The sequence below is a fragment of the Bacillus sp. OxB-1 genome (assembly GCF_000829195.1).
In the GTDB taxonomy this organism is placed as follows: Bacteria; Bacillota; Bacilli; order Bacillales_A; family Planococcaceae; genus Sporosarcina.
The window spans coordinates 934,598-954,393 of sequence record NZ_AP013294.1 but is presented as its reverse complement, the minus strand read 5'-3'; the positions used below and the strand labels follow the sequence as shown (position 1 = coordinate 954,393).

At 47.1% G+C, this 19,796-nt stretch carries 18 protein-coding genes; 17 read left to right on the top strand and 1 reads right to left on the bottom strand.

The window, feature by feature from the left end:
* Positions 1-22: 22 nt before the first annotated feature.
* The 15 genes from ssb to rlmH all read left to right on the top strand — a co-directional run bounded on the left by ssb (position 23) and on the right by rlmH (position 16,115).
* On the top strand, positions 23-544 hold the full coding sequence (gene ssb / locus OXB_RS04945; RefSeq protein WP_041072380.1) for a single-stranded DNA-binding protein: 522 nt from the start codon (positions 23-25) through the stop codon (positions 542-544).
* Positions 545-592: 48 nt separating this feature from the next.
* Entirely contained in the window at positions 593-829 is a 237-nt protein-coding gene (rpsR, locus tag OXB_RS04940; protein ID WP_041072378.1) for a 30S ribosomal protein S18, read from the top strand.
* Between the two features lie 204 nt (positions 830-1,033).
* The gene (locus OXB_RS04935; RefSeq protein WP_041072376.1) at positions 1,034-1,972 is read left to right on the top strand and encodes a YybS family protein; all 939 of its coding nucleotides are present in this window, start codon (positions 1,034-1,036) and stop codon (positions 1,970-1,972) included.
* 13 nt (positions 1,973-1,985) lie between these two features.
* Positions 1,986-3,956: a DHH family phosphoesterase gene (locus OXB_RS04930; RefSeq protein ID WP_041072374.1), complete on the top strand. Its 1,971-nt coding sequence runs from the start codon at positions 1,986-1,988 to the stop codon at positions 3,954-3,956.
* 1 nt (position 3,957) lies between these two features.
* Complete coding sequence (rplI, locus tag OXB_RS04925; protein WP_041072372.1) at positions 3,958-4,404, top strand: 50S ribosomal protein L9; 447 nt, start codon at positions 3,958-3,960, stop codon at positions 4,402-4,404.
* Between the two features lie 15 nt (positions 4,405-4,419).
* Complete coding sequence (dnaB, locus tag OXB_RS04920) at positions 4,420-5,772, top strand: replicative DNA helicase (protein ID WP_041072370.1); 1,353 nt, start codon at positions 4,420-4,422, stop codon at positions 5,770-5,772.
* A gap of 353 nt (positions 5,773-6,125) precedes the next feature.
* A complete protein-coding gene (locus tag OXB_RS04915; protein WP_041072368.1) occupies positions 6,126-7,568 on the top strand; it encodes a M23 family metallopeptidase in 1,443 nt (480 codons plus the stop codon).
* Between the two features lie 244 nt (positions 7,569-7,812).
* Complete coding sequence (gene yycF / locus OXB_RS04910) at positions 7,813-8,523, top strand: response regulator YycF (protein ID WP_041072366.1); 711 nt, start codon at positions 7,813-7,815, stop codon at positions 8,521-8,523.
* Between the two features lie 3 nt (positions 8,524-8,526).
* On the top strand, positions 8,527-10,350 hold the full coding sequence (gene walK / locus OXB_RS04905; RefSeq protein WP_041072364.1) for a cell wall metabolism sensor histidine kinase WalK: 1,824 nt from the start codon (positions 8,527-8,529) through the stop codon (positions 10,348-10,350).
* Positions 10,341-11,705, top strand: coding sequence for a YycH family regulatory protein (locus OXB_RS04900; RefSeq protein ID WP_041072362.1), 1,365 nt, complete (start codon positions 10,341-10,343; stop codon positions 11,703-11,705). The genes walK and OXB_RS04900 overlap by 10 nt, the downstream gene beginning before the upstream one ends.
* A complete protein-coding gene (locus tag OXB_RS04895; RefSeq protein ID WP_041072361.1) occupies positions 11,692-12,498 on the top strand; it encodes a two-component system regulatory protein YycI in 807 nt (268 codons plus the stop codon). The genes OXB_RS04900 and OXB_RS04895 overlap by 14 nt, the downstream gene beginning before the upstream one ends.
* Before the next feature lie 11 nt (positions 12,499-12,509).
* The gene (locus tag OXB_RS04890; protein ID WP_041072358.1) at positions 12,510-13,298 is read left to right on the top strand and encodes an MBL fold metallo-hydrolase; all 789 of its coding nucleotides are present in this window, start codon (positions 12,510-12,512) and stop codon (positions 13,296-13,298) included.
* Between the two features lie 663 nt (positions 13,299-13,961).
* Positions 13,962-15,233, top strand: coding sequence for a S1C family serine protease (locus OXB_RS04875; RefSeq protein ID WP_041072352.1), 1,272 nt, complete (start codon positions 13,962-13,964; stop codon positions 15,231-15,233).
* A gap of 158 nt (positions 15,234-15,391) precedes the next feature.
* A complete protein-coding gene (locus tag OXB_RS18615; protein WP_041072350.1) occupies positions 15,392-15,556 on the top strand; it encodes a CxxH/CxxC protein in 165 nt (54 codons plus the stop codon).
* Positions 15,557-15,635: 79 nt separating this feature from the next.
* Positions 15,636-16,115 (top strand): 23S rRNA (pseudouridine(1915)-N(3))-methyltransferase RlmH, encoded by a 480-nt coding sequence (rlmH, locus tag OXB_RS04865; protein ID WP_041072348.1) that lies wholly within the window; start codon positions 15,636-15,638, stop codon positions 16,113-16,115.
* On the opposite strand, the gene OXB_RS04860 is transcribed toward rlmH, so the two are convergent.
* Complete coding sequence (locus OXB_RS04860; protein ID WP_041072347.1) at positions 16,005-17,015, bottom strand: recombinase zinc beta ribbon domain-containing protein; 1,011 nt, start codon at positions 17,013-17,015, stop codon at positions 16,005-16,007. The genes rlmH and OXB_RS04860 overlap by 111 nt on opposite strands.
* 654 nt (positions 17,016-17,669) lie before the next feature.
* Between OXB_RS04860 and OXB_RS04850 the strand changes: the two genes are divergently transcribed.
* Positions 17,670-18,266: a restriction endonuclease subunit S gene (locus tag OXB_RS04850; RefSeq protein ID WP_041072344.1), complete on the top strand. Its 597-nt coding sequence runs from the start codon at positions 17,670-17,672 to the stop codon at positions 18,264-18,266.
* Positions 18,263-19,792 (top strand): type I restriction-modification system subunit M, encoded by a 1,530-nt coding sequence (locus OXB_RS04845; RefSeq protein ID WP_041072343.1) that lies wholly within the window; start codon positions 18,263-18,265, stop codon positions 19,790-19,792. Before OXB_RS04850 ends, OXB_RS04845 begins: the two co-directional genes overlap by 4 nt.
* Positions 19,793-19,796: the final 4 nt, after the last annotated feature.

The window sequence follows — 19,796 nt, the reverse complement described above, 5'->3', positions numbered from 1 at the left end:
TGATGAGGGAGGTTGAATTGTATTGATTAACCGAGTTGTTTTAGTAGGAAGGTTGACCAAAGATCCGGAACTCCGTTATACGCAGACAGGCATTGCCGTTGTCCGCTTCACATTGGCGGTCAATCGGGCTTTCCAGAACCAGTCAGGTGAACGGGAAGCGGATTTCATCAATTGCGTTGCATGGCGGAAACAGGCCGAGAACATCGCGAACTTTTTAAGAAAAGGCAGTCTTGTCGGAGTGGATGGCCGTATTCAGACGGGCAGCTTCGAAGGACAAGACGGCAAGCGCGTGTACACAACCGAGGTCGTCGCCGACAGTACGCAGTTCTTGGAACCGCGCAATGCCAGCGCGAACACGGAAAGAACCGGATCTTACCAACAAGGCGCACCGTCGTATGGCGGCCAGCCGCAGAACAACCAACCGTACTACCAGCCCAATCAACCACAACACCAACCGAGTCAGCAGAACTATACACGTACCGATGATGATCCGTTTTCGGCAGGCGGTCCGATTGAAGTATCGGATGACGACCTGCCGTTCTAAGATCGGGCAGCAGCGGACGAATCTAAATGAACAAGGAGGGAATACGATATGGCACCACGTCGTGGAGGCAAAAGACGCCGTAAAGTTTGTTATTTTACATCTAACAACATTACACACATTGATTATAAAGATACTGACCTACTCAAGAAATTCATTTCTGAGCGTGGAAAAATCTTACCTCGCCGTGTGACAGGAACAAGCGCGAAGTACCAACGTAAGTTGACAACTGCTATCAAACGCGCACGTATCATGGCACTTCTTCCTTTCGTAGCGGAAGATAAATAATTTCTTTCATCATGACCGCCTTGTCAGTCCGGCACATCCGGCTTACAGGCGGTTTTTTGCTCTTTTCATGTCACTGCTTAACAGGAATGTACGTTCCGATTTTGGTCTAAATGAAAAAAGCATGATACAATTGAAAGATTGAGGGAAATAAAATCAGAACAGGTGAATGTGAAGTTCCCTGCTGCTGACCGGAGGAACGAACCTATGCCAGATAATGCAAGAAAGATCACATATGGGGCGATGATGATTGCACTCTTTGCAGTCTTGCTTGCGGTCTCTCTCTATGTGCCCTTTATCGGAAATGTGACGATGCTCTTCATCCCGTTGCCGATCCTGTTATACCGGCTCACCTATGACCGGGCATCGTCCCTGCTCGTTACGTTTGCAGGTGTGCTGCTGTCGATGTTGGTCGGGGGGCTCTTCCTGGTTCCGCTCGCTTTTATCCTCGGCCTGATCGGTTTCGTGATCGGGGAAACTGTCAAGCTGGGAAGATCGAAATTATATATCTTCATGGCATCCGCTTTGTCTTTACTGATTACTACTATCCTTATGTATGTAGGGGCCGTGTTCTTATTCCAATTCAACTTTGTGGAGGAACTGTTCCGTATTCTCCGCGAAATGCAAGACCAAATGATGGAAACGATGAGGACGTTCGGTGGACTGCCGGAGGGCTACGAGCAGATGATGGAATCGACATTCACCATGTACGAGAACACCATCCCGGCCATTTTCATCTTGGGGATCTTTTCAATCGCCTTTATCCTGGTCACCTTGAATCTGGCGGTGGCTCGGCGTCTGCGGCATGAAGTCCCGAAGTTTCCGCCATTCCGGAATATGAAGCTACCCTTCATCACGGCGGTCGTTTATGGAATTCTGATCCTGATCACCCTTTTTGTCAAAATGGAGCCGGGTTCCGACCTCTATTTGATGACGATGAATGCGACCATCATCTTACGGGTCCTGTTCCTGTTGCAAGGAATTTCGCTGATCCATTACTATATGTATACGATGAAGGTCCCGAAGGCTGTGACTGGGCTGCTGACGGTTCTGGCGCTATTGCTGAGCCCGATAACGACGTTTCTTGGAATTATAGACACGGGTGTGAATATCCGCGCTTGGATCGGAAGAGACAAGACAAAGTAAGGAGCTGGGAAAGATGACGTCTTTTTTTAGAATAAGAGCAATCCGCTATCCATTACTAGCCCTTTCTCTTCTCGGTATCCTGGCGGCTGTGTTGCTGTTTCTATCCAACTTTTGGTTCGGTCTTGTGTACACCATCCTGTTCGCCGTTTTCATCGGGGCGGCATGGAAAGCGGAAGAACGCACCTATCTCGAAACGGAAAAACATATCGAAACCCTGTCGTATCGTATGAAAAAAGTCGGCGAAGAAGCACTGCTGGAAATGCCGATTGGAATCATTTTATTGAATGAAAACCAGGTGATCGAATGGGCGAACCCCTTTGCCGCCAGGATGTTCAACATGGAAACGTTAATCGGCGAAGAATTACTCAGCTTATCCGGCCAGTTCGAGTCTTTGGTGAAGAGTGAAACATCCGAGCATTCCCTTCTGACGGTTGGAGATCGCTCGTATAATACTTTTTATAAAGTGGAAGAAAAGCTTATTTATTTATTTGACGTGACGGAACAAGTGGAGATGGAATCGTTGTATGACGCGGATCGGACCGTGATCGGCATTCTGCTCGTCGATAACTACGACGAGGTTGCCCAGACGATGGACGACCAAACGCGAAGTCAGCTCAACTCCCTTGTCACCTCGCTCGTCAATGATTGGGCAACGAAGAATGGAATCTTCGTAAAACGGATCGCCTCTGATCGGTTCCTCGCCGTTTTCAATGAAGGGACGTTAGTGGTGTTGGAGAAATCGAAGTTTTCCCTGTTGGATGAAATCCGGGAAACGACTGCGAAACAGAGCACTTCCCTGACGCTCAGTATCGGGGTCGGAACGGGATCGGACTCCCTCATTGAACTCGGAGAACTTGCGCAATCCAGTTTGGACTTGGTGTTAGGCCGGGGTGGCGATCAAGTCGCCATCAAACGGTCCGACGGCAAGTTGAAGTTCTATGGAGGAAAAACGAATCCGGTGGAAAAACGGACGCGTGTCCGGGCGCGTGTCATCTCCCATGCGTTGCGCGATCTGATCCAAGGGAGCGACAAAGTGTTTGTCATGGGGCATCGGATGCCGGATATGGACGCAATCGGTGCATCCATTGGTGTCAGGAAGATGGCTCGCATGAATAATATAGAAGGATACATCGTCATCAATTTTAATGAGCTGGATGGCAGTGTCACGCGGTTGATGGATGAAATCGAAGGCGATCCGGAACTTTTCCGGCAATTCATCAGCCCGGATGAGGCATTGGGAATGATGACGAGCAAATCGCTCGTCATTGTAGTCGATACCCATAAACCGAGCATGGTCATTGAGGAACGGATTGTGGACAAGGCCGAGAAAATGGTCGTCATCGATCATCACAGACGCGGCGAGGAATTCATCAAAAACACGATGCTTGTCTATATGGAACCGTATGCCTCGTCCACTGCCGAACTCGTTACGGAATTGATTGAATATCAACCGAAACATGAAAAGCTGACGATGCTCGAATCAACCGCACTTCTGGCCGGCATCATTGTCGATACGAAGAGCTTTACGCTCCGTACAGGTTCGAGGACGTTTGATGCGGCATCCTATCTTCGGACAAACGGCGCGGACACGATACTTGTCCAGCGCCTTCTGAAAGAGGACATCGACACGTACGTCAAACGGTCGAAATTGATCGAGACCGTCGACTTGGACGACGATGGCATCGCCATTGCCACCGGTTCGGATGGGGTTGCCTACGGTTCGGTCTTGATTGCACAGACGGCCGATATATTGCTGACGATGCAAGGCGTGACGGCGTCGTTTGTCATTGCACCGCGTGCCGACGGTAAGATTGGGATCAGTGCCCGGTCTTTAGGCGAATTCAATGTCCAGTTGGTCATGGAAGAGCTGGGCGGCGGCGGGCATCTGACCAATGCGGCTTGCCAATTGGAAGTCGATTCGGTGGAAGAGGCCGAAGAAATGTTAAGGACAGTCATTCAAAATCATACGGAGAGGGGAAATTGAGATGAAAGTGATTTTCTTGAAGGATGTAAAAGGGACAGCGAAGAAAGGCGAAATCAAAGAAGTGTCTCCTGGCTACGCGCAAAACTTCCTGTTTAAAAATAATGTGGCTGTAGAAGCAACTCCAGGGAACTTAAGCAAGCTGGAAGGGCAGAAAAAGCGTGCCGCCCAAGACGCTGCTGAGGAGTTGAAAGAAGCTCAAGCCTTAAAAGAGAAGCTGGACAATATCACTGTTGAGATGAAGGCGAAATCGGGAGAAGGCGGACGCCTCTTCGGATCGATTACAACGAAGCAGATTGCGGAAGCTCTCAATAAAAGCGAAGGCATCAAAGTGGACCGCCGGAAAATGGAATTGCCGGATGCCATCCGTGCGCTTGGTTATACGAATGTCCCGGTGAAACTGCATCCGGAAGTGACGGCAACTTTGAAAGTCCATGTAACCGAAGAATGATAAGGAGATAGTACGATGGACCAGATGATCGATCGCGTCCCACCACATAATAACGAAGCGGAACAGTCGGTCATCGGAGCAATTTTCCTTGAACCGCAAGCGCTCATCACAGCGGCGGAAATCCTCATGCCCGAAGATTTCTACCGGATTGCGCATCGGAAAATTTTCGATACGATGATCGGCTTGAGTGATAAAGGCCAAGCCATTGACGTCGTTACGGTAACCGAAGAATTATCGGCCAAAAAAGAACTGGAGGATGTCGGCGGCATCTCTTATTTGACGGAGCTGGCCAATGCCGTTCCAACCGCTGCCAACATTGTCCATTATGCAAAAATTGTAGAAGAGAAAGCTTTGCTGCGCCGTCTGATCCGGGTCGCCACTTCCATTGTCGAGGATGGCTACACAAGAGAGGATGAAGTCGAGGCGCTTTTATCCGAAGCGGAAAAGAAGATGATGGAAGTCTCCAACCGCAAAAATGCGGGTGATTTCCGTCATATCAAAGACGTGTTGGTCGAAACATACGACAACATCGAGCTGCTCCATACACGTAAAGGGGAAGTGACCGGGATTCCGACCGGATTCCGGGATCTGGACAAAATCACCGCCGGTTTCCAGCGCAATGACCTGATCATCGTTGCCGCCCGCCCCTCCGTCGGGAAGACGGCGTTCGCATTGAACGTGGCACAAAATGTCGCTACGAAGACGGACGAGAATGTGGCCATCTTCAGTTTGGAGATGGGCGCCGAGCAGCTCGTCATGCGGATGCTTTGTGCGGAAGGCAATATCGACGCGCAAGTGCTGCGGACCGGAAACTTGGAGGCGGAAGACTGGCGGAAGTTGACAATGGCTATGGGGAGCTTATCCAATGCGGGGATTTTCATCGATGACTCCCCCGGTATCCGGATCAATGAAATCCGATCCAAATGCCGACGTCTTCAGCAGGAACATGGCCTTGGCATGATCATGATCGACTATTTGCAGTTGATTCAAGGAAGCGGCCGTTCCGGAGAAAACCGCCAACAGGAAGTCTCCGAGATTTCCCGTTCCTTGAAGGCTCTTGCCCGTGAGTTGAAAGTGCCCGTCATTGCGTTGTCCCAGCTGTCCCGTGGCGTGGAACAACGTCAAGACAAGCGTCCGATGATGTCGGATTTACGGGAGTCGGGAAGTATCGAGCAAGATGCCGATATCGTTTCGTTCCTGTATCGTGAAGACTATTATGATAAAGAAACAGAGAATCAGAATATGATTGAAATCATCATAGCCAAGCAGCGGAACGGTCCGACTGGTACTGTAACACTCGCCTTTGCGAAGGAATATAACAAGTTTGTCAATATCGACTGGAGCCAGCATGCACCAGCAGCTTATTAGAATAGAAAAACACGAATGTCCCGATGTGAGATGGGGATGTTCGTGTTTTTTGTCCTATATTTGTGTGGAAAATCGGAAAAACTAGAGAAAAAGATTAAATATATAGGTGTTTCCTCGTTAATAATATACATTTATATTCCATTAATTATAAAATATTGGATGCAATGATACAATTGCATTACAATATGGTTGTTTTGCCCAAGTGTCTTGCTAACTATGATAGATTGGAGAAGTGTGAAAAATGATATACCGATGTAATTGTATTTACAACAGAATGAGTTGTATAGGGAGTACCCGGTCAGGTGCCGGGGTGTTACAGATCGGTTGAACAACGGAAGGAGTACGGAGGATCCATGTTTTCCAAGGAAGTCCGAAAAGGAAATAGGATAGCAAAGGCATTTCCGAAATTCATACTTACCGCAGTATTGTTAGCGGGAATCGGATTGAACGTAGGGTTTGCCAACGAACCCGAGAAAGACAACCTGGCAACAGTCTATCATGTCTATACCAATGATGAATACATAGGCAAGATTTCAGATAAAGAGAAGATTGAACAATTGAAAGAACAGAAACTAGAAGAAGCTGCTGCACAATATGAAGACTTGCAGTTGAAAGTAGCGGATCTATCGGTCATCCCGGAAAAAGTATTCGAAACTAGTACCGCCGACGAGACGGTCTTGGATTCGTTACAGAAAAAAATGTCTGTGGAGGCGGAAGCGGTTGGCGTTCTTGTGGACGGAGAAACAGCTCTCTATGTAAAAGACATGGATGCTTACCGAAATGTAGTCCGTGAACTGAAATTGCAAACCGTCACGGAAAAGGAACTTAACGCATTCGAGAAGCGCCAAGCGTCCAATGAACCTTTACCCCCTTTGAAAGAGAATGAAACACGCGTTGCGGATATTATGATGAGCAGCGACATCCAGGCGGACGAAGGACAAGCCGCACCGGAAGATGTGTTGAATGTGAAAAAGGCCGTTCAGCTATTGAACAAAGGGACGTTGGAAAATAAGAAATATGTCGTTCAACCAGGCGATGTTCTAGGAAAAATAGCGGCAGCCCATGACATGACGACCAAACAGCTATTGGAGTTGAATCCGGACTACAAGGCGGATACCGTTCTGCAGCTGGGTGATGAGTTGAATGTCACGAAGTTTGAGCCGTTCGTTGAAGTGGAAGCTCATTTCGAATCAAAACGGAAAGAGCCGATCCCCTTCAAAACAATAAAAGAGCAGGACAAAACCCTATTAAAAGGGGAAAAGAAAGTAACGCAAAAAGGCGTTGACGGAGAGAAAGTCGTCACCGAATTGATTCGCAAGCAAAACGGTGAAGTGGTTGGGCGCTCCATTCAAGAAGAAACAGTCACTGCAGAACCGACGGATAAAGTGCTGGTCGTCGGCACGAAAGTGATCGCATCGCGAGGGACAGGCTCGTTTGCATGGCCGGCAGTCGGTGGCTATATCTCAAGCCATATGGGATCACGCTGGGGTCGGATGCACCTCGGAATCGATATCGCCCGCCCTTCCAACCGGACGATCAAAGCTGCCGATAATGGTGTTGTCACTGCCGCGGGTCCAAGCGGCGCATACGGTAACCGTATCATCGTCAGCCATGAAAATGGCTATGAAACGTTATATGCACATTTATCTTCCATTGATGTCAGTGTCGGACAAACCGTGGCACAAGGCGCGAAAATCGGTGTCATGGGTTCCACGGGCCGATCCACCGGTGTCCATCTCCATTTCGAAGTATTGAAAAACGGAGAAAACATCAATCCGATGAGTGTTTTGAAATAGAATGCGGGGGCTGTCTGAAAAGGACGGTCCCCATTTTTTATCTCCTAGAGATGTGTCTTAGCCTATGCCCTCCAACCCGTTTGCGCATCATTCGACAAAAAACGGGAATTATTGCCCGGGAAATAGCATCGAAAAGTCTTGATAGCACGTGCGAAACAGCACAAACAGTGATAGAGTTAAAGGATGACCATAACATCTAATCTCATAGAAAATAGACGCAAAATGGCGAGAAAGGGAAGTGAATATGCAGGACAAAACGATATTAGTCGTAGACGATGAGAAGCCGATTGCCGATATACTCGAATTCAATCTGAAAAAAGAGGGCTTCAATGTATATTGCGCATATGATGGAGAGCAAGCGTTGGAACAGGTCGAGGAAGTAAAGCCTGACCTGATGCTCTTGGATATCATGCTTCCAAAACGCGACGGAATGGAAGTCTGTCGGGAAGTGCGTAAAAAATACGATTTCCCGATTATCATGTTGACTGCCAAGGATTCCGAAATCGATAAAGTGCTAGGGCTGGAACTCGGTGCGGACGATTACGTGACGAAGCCGTTCGGCACACGGGAACTGATTGCGCGGGTGAAGGCGAATCTGCGGCGTCATATGAAAGTGGTGCAGGAAGAGCAAGGGGAATCGACGAATGAAATTACGGTCGGGAATCTGGTCATTCAGCCGGATGCTTACCTCGTGCTGAAACGGGATGAGACGATTGAATTGACCCACCGGGAATTCGAACTGCTTCATTATCTGGCCAAGCATATCGGTCAAGTGATGACACGTGAACATTTGCTGCAAACGGTCTGGGGCTATGATTATTTTGGCGATGTCCGTACCGTGGACGTCACCATCCGCCGTTTACGGGAGAAGATCGAGGATACTCCGAGCCATCCGGCATGGATTGTGACGCGGCGTGGGGTAGGCTACTACCTGCGTGATCCGGAACAGGAGTAAGCTATGCAGAAGGTCGGTTTCTTCCGTTCGATTCACGTCAAGCTTGTATTGATTTACGTATTGCTGATCATGGTTGCCATGCAAATAATCGGCCTTTACTTTGTCCAGAAACTTGAACAGACATTGAAGGACAACTTCACGAATTCCATCACCGATAAGATGAACCTGGTGGAATTCAGCGTGCGTGAAGAATTGATAAAAGAGCGTTCAACGGACGATCCGACACTCGAACAGAGTTTGCGGACCGTCCTTTCGGGGTTTAATTCGGATGATATCAATGAAATCCGGGTCGTCAACTCCAGATACCGCATCCTGGCGACATCGGTCTTGGATAATCAAGTGATGGTCGGGCAACGATCGTTGGATGACACTATCAAAAGATCGATTGCATCCGAATCACCCTATGAGAATATCTACTACGATGAAAACATGAGGGAGCGGATCATGGTCCGGGCCCAGCCGATCCTGTTTAATGGCGAAGTGATCGGCACATTATATGTAGTTTCGAATATCGAGAACGTCTATCAGCAGATTGATGAAGTCACTCAGATCCTTGCGGGCGGAACCGCGTTTTCACTGACCATTACGATTATCATCGGCATTTTCATCGCCCAGACGATCACGCGGCCGATTTCCGATATGAGGCGTCAGGCACAGGCGATGGCAAAAGGGAATTTCTCACGCAAGGTGCGGGTGTATGGGAATGATGAAATCGGTCAGCTGGCGATCGCGTTCAACCATTTGACGAACCAGTTGCAAGAATCCCAGTCCACGACGGAAAGCGAGCGTCGGAAACTGGCGTCCGTCCTTGAGAACATGACGGATGGCGTCATTGCGACCGACCGGAAAGGACGCGTCAGCCTGATTAATGATTCTGCTCTATCCATGTTCCGCCTGACACGCGACCTCGTGCTCAATCGCCCGATTGCGAGCATCCTTGGGCTGGAACAGGAGTACACGTTCGAAGATTTGATTCAAATCAAGGATTCCATCGCACTGGATTTCAGTACGGATGAAAGACCGTATATTTTGCGGGCAACATTCTCCGTCACACAGCGGGAGACCGGGTTTGTGAACGGGCTGATTGTCGTGCTCCATGATAATACGGAACAAGAAAAAATCGATATGGAACGCCGGGAATTCGTCTCGAACGTCTCCCATGAATTGCGTACGCCGCTGACGACGATGCGCAGTTATTTGGAAGCATTGGCGGACGGGGCTTGGCGGAATGAGGAGATCGCCCCCTCTTTCCTCCACGTAACGCAGACGGAGACGGAGCGGATGATCCGATTGGTGAACGACTTGCTGAAGCTTTCTCGGATGGACAGCCAGGACTATGACCTGAACCAAGAGTGGGTGGATTTCAACCAGTTTTTCAATTCCATCATCGACCGCTTCGAATTCTCCAAATCGCAAAATGTGCATTTCCGCAGATTTTTGCCTTCCACTGAGCTGTTTGTCGAAATCGATCCGGATAAGATGACGCAAGTCTTGGACAATATCATCTCAAACGCGTTGAAATATTCACCGGACGGCGGAGATATCCGGTTTGGTTTGAGTTTGCAAGGTGACTTTATCAAAGTGATGATTTCAGACGATGGGATGGGCATCCCGAAAGAGAATGTCAATCGTATTTTCGAAAGGTTCTACCGTGCGGATCGCGCCAGATCGCGGGCGATGGGCGGCACGGGCCTTGGCTTGGCCATTGCTAAGGAAATGATCGCTGCCCATGGCGGCGAGATTTGGGCGGACAGTGAAGAAGGACAAGGGACGACGATCTTCTTCACACTGCCATTTGAGCAACAAGAGGAAGGTGAATGGGATTGAAGTATATCGAACCGGTCAAGTCCGTGATTCTGCTATTGCTTGTCGTTTTGAGTGTCACCTTCACCTTCTCCATTTGGACGTACACTCCGCGCCTGAAATCGATTGAGGAGTTGCCGACCGTTGATATCTCGATTGCCGCCCGGATGGAAATAGATGAAGTGATCAAACCATACAAAATCGTTTTTAATTTTGATGATGGATTAAAAGGGACTTCCACTGCCGAAGAAATCGATACTGTCATGGAAGAGATGAAGAAATGGCGAATTTCGGACCTCATCTTGGCGGATGGTAATTTCAAGATGGATAAATGGGCGACATTGATGAGAAAACACCATCATTTTTCATTGCATTTCCAAGGGTTGGTCCCCATTCCGCTCTACGACAAAGTGTTGAATATCGAAGAGGAAGTAGTGCCGGAAGCATCCTTCGACCGTCTCGTTGTCGATTGGAAACCGAAAGCAGAAGGAGTCGACTTGAACCTATTCTTTGTCAACAGCAAGGACGGTCTGCTTTATAAGGCAAAAGGGAAGGTCGATGACTATCGGACATTCCAGCAAAGCATTGTGGCTTGGGCAGCGGAGTTTGAGGAATACGCAGACATCGATCCGGAGAATCCAGCCAACTTCATCACGGTGCCGGCCATGCCGGTGGAAACCGTCCGGACAAAGTATTTCCAAGAGGAAATCAGTCCGAACCGGTCTCGCGATTCTTTGCCGAACCGATTCCGGGATGCACTCTTCACCGATCCGAATGCGGTTCGTCGCAGCCAGGTCGATTCGGTGATGGAGGAATTCGCGGATGACCACGCCCAGATGACAGTTGATACGGAAAAGAAGATGTTGGATTTCGTCCTCCCAGCTGCTCAAAGTTCCGAGAGGGCAATCCCTTCCGAACTGTTGGAGAAGACGATTGATTTCATCAATGAACATAGCGGATGGACATCGGAATACCGTTACATTTTCATGAATCCAGATTCCCGCTTCGTAAAATTCCAATTGTATATCCATGGGTTGCCCGTTTACAGCGACACTCCCGGTTCCACGGAAATAATGGAGATTTGGGGGGATAACCGGATTTTCCGTTATTTCCGACCGTATTATACGCTCGATTTGACATTGACATCCGAGACGGAGACGATTTTCCTTCCATCTGGCCGGGACGTCGTGGAGACGCTGAAACAGTTGAGCGATGAAGATTTCAGTCAAATTGAGGAGATTATACCAGGCTATTACATGGAGCGGGACACAGATCGTAGGCTATTTACGATGGAACCTTCCTGGTTTTATTTAAAAAATGGCACGTGGATTCGTTTTTCTGATGAAATGACCGGGGGTGAGGATTATGGATTGGAGTAAGACCAAAACGATCTTCATCGTTATTTTTTCCATTTTAAATGTCTTTTTGTACTCTCTTTACCTCAATCGGCATATGGAGTCACAAAACTTGCAGGTGATGGGGAAAACGTCGATTGAGGAAGCGCTGAAGATGGATAATATCACGCATGATCCCCTTCCCCCCACTCAGAATGACGCTTCTTATATTTCAGCCAAAGCGGTCGCCTTTGACAAGGAGGAAGTCGGGAAACTGGAAGGCCAGTCTGCCGTCATCGTAGGTGAAACGGTCCTCCAGTCGGTGTTGGACAGCCCTGAAACGGTTCGAAATGCGAAAGGCGATTACAATTTCACCGACTTCCTCAGCAAGTATGTGCTCAATGGAACGGAATATCAGCTGTGGGAGGTGGACGAGGAGGAAAGAACAGCCCTCTTCTTCCAAAAGGCGCTGGGCGAACCGATTTACTTCAGCACCCATGCAATGCTGACGGTCTATTTGAGCAAGGACGGCAAAGTGGTCAGCTACGAGCAGCGGATGTGCGAAGAATTTGTCAGCTATAATCGGAAGAAGGACCTTCTCTCCCCGATCGAAGCAATCGGCTCACTGTCCAACCGAGGGTATATAAAACCCGATTCGAAAGTGAAACGGGTCACACTCGGCTATTCCACGTTGCTGACCGAAACGCTAGTATTTGCCCCGACTTGGAATGTTCGTGTAGAATTGAAGGATGGAACGATTGAAAATCACTTCATCAATGCAATCGAAGGTAAAGTCCTAGAGTTCCAATTGGACGTTTCCGATGAAGAGAAGGAATGAGGTTTTAAGCGATGCGCTTTAGTGTACTTGCCAGTGGTAGTACAGGCAATGCGATTTATATAGAGAACGAGCAGCATGCATTTTTGGTCGACGCCGGTTTCAGTGCGAAAAAGTTGGAAGGGCTCCTGGCTGGCATCGACCGTTCTTTGAAACAAGTCGACGGTATTTTCGTCACACACGAGCATAGCGATCATATTAAAGGGATTGGCGTCGTGGCACGGAAGTACGGCATGCCGATCTATGCGAATGAAAAGACGTGGAAGGCGATGGACGGGCTCGTCGGCACGATTCCACTCGAACAGCGTTTCCAGTTCGACATGGATACAGTCCAATCGTTCGGTTCCTTGGACGTCCAATCCTTTGCCGTTTCCCATGACGCGGCGGATCCAATGTTCTACGTATTCCATGAAAACGATCGGAAATTGGCGATCATTACAGATACCGGTTATGTCAGCGATCGCATGAAAGGGATCATCCAAGGTGCCGATTCCTTTGTGTTCGAAAGCAACCATGACGTCAGCATGTTGCAGATGGGCCGCTATCCGTGGTCGGTGAAACGGCGGATCCTCAGCGATGTCGGCCACGTCTCCAACGAAGACGCGGCGGTCGCCATGAGCGAAGTCGTGAAAGAAAAAGAGACGAGAATTTATCTGTCCCATTTGAGCAAAGATAATAATATGAAGGACTTGGCCCGGATGAGCGTGTCCCAGACACTGGAGACATGCGGCATCCGAACCGGCGAATTCGTGCATCTGTACGACACGGATGCAGAAAAGCCGACCGAGTTGGTCACAGTATAAGAACCTCGGTTCGGTGGGGTTTTTATTTGTTTGAATGAAGTACCCGCAGCCGCGCTCATAGCGACGGACCTCGCGCTCATAAGAGCTCGTGCAGCGCTCATAAGGACGGACCTCGCGCTTATAAGTGCCCGTGCAGCGCTCATAAGGACGGACCTCGCGCCCATAAGTGCCCGTGCTGCGCTCAAAACGTCGGTCCTCGCGCCCATAAGAGCTCGCACGGCGCTCAAAACGACGGGCCACGCGCCCATAAGTGTCCGTGCGGCGCTCAAAACGACGGGCCTCGCGCCCATAAGTGCTCGTGCTGCGCTCATAGCGACGGACCTTGCGCCCATAAGTGTCCGTGCCGCGCTCATAACCTCAGTATCTGCGCCATAAGTGTCCGTGCGGCGCTCAAAACGACGGGCCTCGCGCCCATAAGTGCCCGTGCTGCGCTCATAGCGATGGTCCTCGCGCCCATAAGAGCTCGTGCGGCGCTCATAACCTCAGTATCCGCGCCCATAACCTTGGGAATCACGCTCATAAATGTTCGCGCCGCACTCATGACCTCATTTCCCGCACCCTCCGCTTCCGCATAAAAGCATCCTATTTGAAACGCTTCTCGATTTTTGAAAAAATGGAATAAGGGTAAGGTAAGTAAAAGACTGTATGGAAAGGAAGAGGAGCATGGATGAGTTCAAAAATTATCCGGACGACAGGGATCGTCGACCTTTAAATGGAACCGAACCTGTAATTGAAACAAGAAGGGAGATCGCACCTCCCCCTCCAAAGCCGCCAAAACGACGGGGAGGGTTTTTCCCGGGCTTGCTGGGCGCCATCGTCGGCGGGTTGCTCGTTTGGTTTTTAATGACCAATGTCAGCGGGACGGGCGAAAAAGGGCCAAGCGGGAACAATGAAACGTTGGGCCTCGCCGACAAGGTCCAGTCGGAGCGTGTTTCGCTCGACATATCAAACGACGTGACAGAGGTGGTCGGAAAGGTGACAGACGCCGTCGTCGGGGTCACCAACTTGCAGACAGTGCGCGATTTCTGGTCGACCTCTGAAACGACCCAAGAAGCGGGTGTCGGTTCGGGCGTCATTTATAAGAAGTCCGGAGATAAAGCATACATCGTCACCAACCACCATGTCGTCGAAGATGCACAGCAGCTGGAAATCACATTTGACGACGGTTCAAAAACGGAAGGGGAATTGATCGGCAGTGATATTTGGACCGACCTGGCTGTCATCGAAATCGATGCCAAGCATGCGAAGACAGTTCTCGAATTCGGCGACTCGGATGCCTTGAAACGGGGAGAAACGGTCATTGCCATCGGGAATCCTCTCGGTCTTGGATTTTCGGGTTCAGTGACAGTCGGAGTCGTCTCAGGGAAGGACAGGTCAATCCCGATTGACCTGAACCGGGACGGCATCATTGATTGGCAGGCGGACGTGTTGCAAACAGACGCAGCCATCAACCCGGGCAACTCCGGTGGGGCGCTCATCAATATGGCTGGGCAGCTGATTGGTATCAATTCAATGAAAATTACGGAATCGACCGTCGAAGGGATCGGGTTGGCCATCCCGACTAATTTGGCAGTCTCGATCATCGAGCAGTTGGAAACTACAGGCACCGTCAACCGCCCGACAATGGGTGTCACCCTGCTTGATTTACGAAGCGTGCCGGCTAGACAGCAACAGGAAGTGCTGAAATTGCCGGAAGATGTAACGGACGGCGTAGTTGTCACCGACGTAGCCCGGAATTCTCCGGCCCAGCAGGCAGGCGTCCAGAAATATGATACAATTGTCGAAATGGACGGTGAGAAAATCGAGGACATGGTCACCTTGCGCAAACATCTTTACAATACGAAACGGGTCGGTGATACGATGACCATGAAAGTATACCGGGCAGGCAAATTGCTCGAAATCGACATGGAACTGAAATCAGGAAATTCATTTTGATGTCATGATGTTACAAATAGTTTTCAACAGATAATTATCCACAGCGGGTAGAGTAGCCAACGGACAGCTATTCCACCCGCTTTTGCTATGTTTTCAATCGATGTGGATAAATCAAAATATTTGTGCATAACTTTGTGAAAAAGAGAGCAGGTGGTAAAATGAAGATAGAAAGCTGCAAAACCTATATAGAACATGCGTTAGACGTCTTTGCTGCCAAGGAAAAAACCTTGCCGCAAATAAAGTTTATACCGGAAGAAGAGAAGTTATCCACAAAACCTGATTACGGTAATCAGCCTACTTTATATGTTGTGGCGAACGAATAATCGGGCACAAGATGTTGAGAAGGTCTGTGGATATGTGCATAACTTCTGTGAATAACATTTTGAAAAGGGTGGACAACCTGTGAATATTACAATTGTGACAGTAGGAAAATTAAAAGAAAAATATTTAAAAATGGGAATTGACGAATATGCAAAACGCCTTGGTGCCTACGCCAAAATCGACCTAGTAGAGGTCGCGGACGAAAAAGCACCTGAATCGTTGAGCGAAGCCGACATGGAAATCGTAAAAAAGAAAGAAGCCGAGCGGATTTTGTCGAAAATCGGAGCGGATGCCCATGTCATCGCGTTGGCGATCGAGGGAAAAATGAAAACATCGGAGGAGTTGGCGGCGGGATTGGAATCGTTGATGACGTACGGACGCAGCAAAGTCGTATTCGTCATTGGTGGGTCACTTGGGCTTCATGACAGTGTGTACCAACGGGCGGATGAATTATTGTCGTTTTCGAAAATGACATTTCCGCACCAGTTGATGAAATTGGTGCTGTTGGAGCAAGTATATCGAGGGTTTCGGATTATGCGGGGTGAACCGTATCACAAATAGGTAATGGTTTGAGGTGAAATATAAGCCTCGAAGTAATAGTGATTGTGACTTCGAGGCAGTATGTAATGCAGAATCCGATAATGGATTCTTTGCATTTTCAGTTAAGTGTGCTATGAAAGAGAAGTGGATATTCTTGAGTTCCTTTTTAGTCGCTTTAATTCTCTCGATGGAAGCTATGAGTAAATCACGGAATTCCAATGGTTCTAAGTGGTCGGCTAATTCGAGAAACTCCCCAAGCTGATTTTTAACAAATTCGGGTGAAACAGGCTTCATAGCCGTTTGATTGTTCGTTTCATTCTGCTGTAGCTTAAATAATTCATTTTGTATCTCGGAAGTTTCTGTCTGAATTTTATCCATACGTTCCTTTGCTTCAGTAGGGGTGAAAAGGTCAGATCCCATTTCAAATGCTTCTTGAATTCTCTTTTTACGGATTTCAAGCTCCGAAAGACATTTTTTGAACGCTTCCATTTCTTTTGTTTTCTTTGTGGAGTTAGGGTGTTGTTTCATTTGTGCATTAATTCGTTCAGTGATTTGGTCAATCATAACATCCGATGATAGCACATTTTCAAGTCTTTCAAAAACAGCCTTTTCAAGCCAGTCCGCATTGATTAAATTTGGATTACATACTGTTCGACCTTTGTTGTGGTATTGACCGCATGCATAATATCGTGCTTTAGTTCCATTTTTTCTTTTTGCTCCATATACGCTGGTCATGTAGGAACCACAATCAGGACATTTAGCAAGGCTTGTAAGCGGGAAATTACCTGAGTATTGTCGGGGTGTGCCTGTTGCACGCATTTTGCGAAGTGCTTTAGCTCTTTCCCAAGTATCTTCGTCGACAATCGCTTCGTGAATTCCTTTTGCAAGGATATAATCAGGGTTCTTCCCTTTCCTTCGCAAAACATAAAGTCCCTTTTTACCTGAATGCACATCGTTCAAAAGCGAACTTAACGAATCGCCAAATTGTGTTCGGGGCAGGGCGGGACTTTGTAGTATGTTTAGATGATTTGCAAGGTAACTGCTTCATTAAGTTGAGAATTTCAAATGATAAGCATTGGTCACTTTACGATAAAATGAAAAAAGCAATTGTCCAAAAGATTAAAAGCGATTCAATTGTAAGTAAGAAGAATGAAGTAATATTATTTTTGCCGAACTCCTTGAATACGATTGATAAGATTCAAGCAACTGTTCAATTGTTTGGACTAATTATTACGATAACAGCTCCAATGATCTACAATCAAAAGGGAGCATGAGGTATGTAAGCTCTTCACTTAAAGTAAGTGGGAGCTTTTTTCTTTTGGGGAAATAAAGGTGAAGTACGGAAAGGCAGAGGAGATTTCTTCCTCCGCCTCCCTGTGCTATAAGACAGTATTTGAAGCAATTTAATTATATCAAGAGCATTGTAGTTAGTTTTTCATTTTATTTTTATTCAATGTCTATTATCTTATTTACTAAAAGCAACATTATTAGTTGACGGAGGCGTTTGAAAGTCATATGATGTATTTAACATAATTAATTCAAATATCATATTTGAATTTCAATTGGAGGTGCAAGATGTTACTTGGTGAGATTGCGGACGTTAAGACAGGGCTTGTGTTAAGCCGAAAGAAAGCAGAAGTGGATTATGAAGTACAAGCAACGTACAATCTGCTAACGTTAAAAAACATAACAGCAGATGGCCTTATTCAAACTGATTCTTTTGACCAGTTCAAAAGTAATGACATTTTAGATGATCATTACTTCACCAGTAAAGGTGATGTGCTTATGCGTCTTAGTCAGCCGAATATGGCAGTATACATTGACGAAGAACAGAGTGGATTATTAGTTCCCTCTTACTTTGCGATACTAAAGATTCACAATGGTGATTTCCTGCCTCAATACGTTGCTTGGTATTTGAATTCAGATAAAGTGAAGAAAGAATTGGAACGTTCCCAAGCGGGAAGTCGTATACCAAGTATGAACCAAAACGTAATGAATGGATTGCCTATTGCTAAATTATCGTTAGATAAACAAAAGGCATTGGTTGACATGTGGAAACTTCACTTGCGTGAGAAAACGTTGTATCAGCAGTTAATAAAAGAAAAAGAACAATGGTTTAAAGGAATATCAAATTCTATTATTAATGGGACATTAGAGGAGGAAACAGTATGAGCGAAAAAGTGACACAACAACAGATTAATCAGGTTTTATGGGAAGCGGCCGATACGTTTCGGGGAAAAATAGACTCCAGTACATATAAGGATTATATTTTGACGATGCTTTTCATCAAATATTTAAGTGATGCATACAAAGAGCATTTGGAAGAATATACGAAACGTTATGACGGGGATGAACAACGTATCAAGCGGGCTTTATCAAGGGAACGTTTCGTATTGGATGAACATTCTACATTCGATTACCTTTACAGTAACCGAAATGATGCGGAAATTGGACAAATCATCAACAAAGCATTGGAGCATTTGGAGGATGAAAATACAGCCAAGCTTCGGGGGGTATTCCGCAATATTGATTTTAACAGTGAGGCAACATTTGGGAAAACGAAAGAACGTAATGCGATGCTACGGGCGTTGTTAGAGGATTTTAATAAACTCACATTGAAACCGTCCGTTGTTGGAAATGAAGACGTAATTGGAGACGCATACCAATTCATGATTGAGCGGTTCGCATCAGATGCGGGAAAAAAAGGCGGAGAATTTTACACGCCAACAATGGCTTCGGAACTACTTGCTCGACTTGTAAAACCTCAAGAAAATGATCGTATCTATGACCCGACTTGTGGGTCTGGGTCTTTATTGATTAAGGTAGCCAATCAAGTACAGAATAAGAAGGTTGCTATCTATGGACAAGAACGAAATGGTGCAACGCATTCACTGGCTCTAATGAATATGTATCTTCATGGTATTGACGATGCCAAGATTGAGTGGGGGGATACATTAGCGAATCCTCTTCATTTGGAAGACGGAAAGCTTATGAAGTTCCAGGCAATCGTTGCTAATCCCCCGTTCTCATTAGATAAATGGGCAATGGGCTTTGCAGGGGAAGGCAATACGGACAGCAAATTCAAAATGGAGGCAAGTCTTGACCCACACCGTCGTTTTGAATGGGGTGTACCGCCAACTTCAAGGGGAGACTTAGCCTTTGTACAGCACATGCTTTATTCGCTGGCTGAAAACGGTCGAATGGCAACAATCCTTCCACATGGTGTACTATTCCGAGGCTCCAGTGAAGCGAAAATCCGTAAACAAATTATTGACATGAACTTGTTAGACGCTGTGATTGGCTTACCTGAGGGGTTATTTTATGGAACTGGAATTCCTGCCTGTATTCTTGTGATGAAAAAAGATCGTCAGAGAAAAGACGTTCTTTTCATTGATGCATCTGGAGAAGAACACTACGAAAAAGATAAAAACCAGAATAAGTTGCGTGAACAAGATCTTAAAAAAATTGTTGAGACATATGAGAACTTTGTAACGGAAGATAAGTATTCCTATGTCGCAACGCTTGAAGAAATTAAAGAAAATGATTATAACCTGAATATCCCACGTTATGTCGATACGTTTGAAGAAGAAGAGCCTGTCGATATGGCACAAGTGAAAGAGAATATTGAAAATATTAAACAAGAGCTTGCGGAAGTTGAACAACAGATGGAGAAGTATTTGCAGGAATTGGGGTTATAAAAAG

Coding starts and splice junctions, on each gene's coding strand:
- rpsR (WP_041072378.1), top strand. CDS start 593: ATGGCACCACGTCGTGGAGGCAAAAGACGCCGTAAAGTTTGTTATTTT.
- OXB_RS04935 (WP_041072376.1), top strand. CDS start 1,034: ATGCCAGATAATGCAAGAAAGATCACATATGGGGCGATGATGATTGCA.
- OXB_RS04930 (WP_041072374.1), top strand. CDS start 1,986: ATGACGTCTTTTTTTAGAATAAGAGCAATCCGCTATCCATTACTAGCC.
- rplI (WP_041072372.1), top strand. CDS start 3,958: ATGAAAGTGATTTTCTTGAAGGATGTAAAAGGGACAGCGAAGAAAGGC.
- dnaB (WP_041072370.1), top strand. CDS start 4,420: ATGGACCAGATGATCGATCGCGTCCCACCACATAATAACGAAGCGGAA.
- OXB_RS04915 (WP_041072368.1), top strand. CDS start 6,126: ATGTTTTCCAAGGAAGTCCGAAAAGGAAATAGGATAGCAAAGGCATTT.
- yycF (WP_041072366.1), top strand. CDS start 7,813: ATGCAGGACAAAACGATATTAGTCGTAGACGATGAGAAGCCGATTGCC.
- walK (WP_041072364.1), top strand. CDS start 8,527: ATGCAGAAGGTCGGTTTCTTCCGTTCGATTCACGTCAAGCTTGTATTG.
- OXB_RS04900 (WP_041072362.1), top strand. CDS start 10,341: ATGGGATTGAAGTATATCGAACCGGTCAAGTCCGTGATTCTGCTATTG.
- OXB_RS04895 (WP_041072361.1), top strand. CDS start 11,692: ATGGATTGGAGTAAGACCAAAACGATCTTCATCGTTATTTTTTCCATT.
- OXB_RS04890 (WP_041072358.1), top strand. CDS start 12,510: ATGCGCTTTAGTGTACTTGCCAGTGGTAGTACAGGCAATGCGATTTAT.
- OXB_RS04875 (WP_041072352.1), top strand. CDS start 13,962: ATGGATGAGTTCAAAAATTATCCGGACGACAGGGATCGTCGACCTTTA.
- OXB_RS18615 (WP_041072350.1), top strand. CDS start 15,392: ATGAAGATAGAAAGCTGCAAAACCTATATAGAACATGCGTTAGACGTC.
- OXB_RS04850 (WP_041072344.1), top strand. CDS start 17,670: ATGTTACTTGGTGAGATTGCGGACGTTAAGACAGGGCTTGTGTTAAGC.
- OXB_RS04845 (WP_041072343.1), top strand. CDS start 18,263: ATGAGCGAAAAAGTGACACAACAACAGATTAATCAGGTTTTATGGGAA.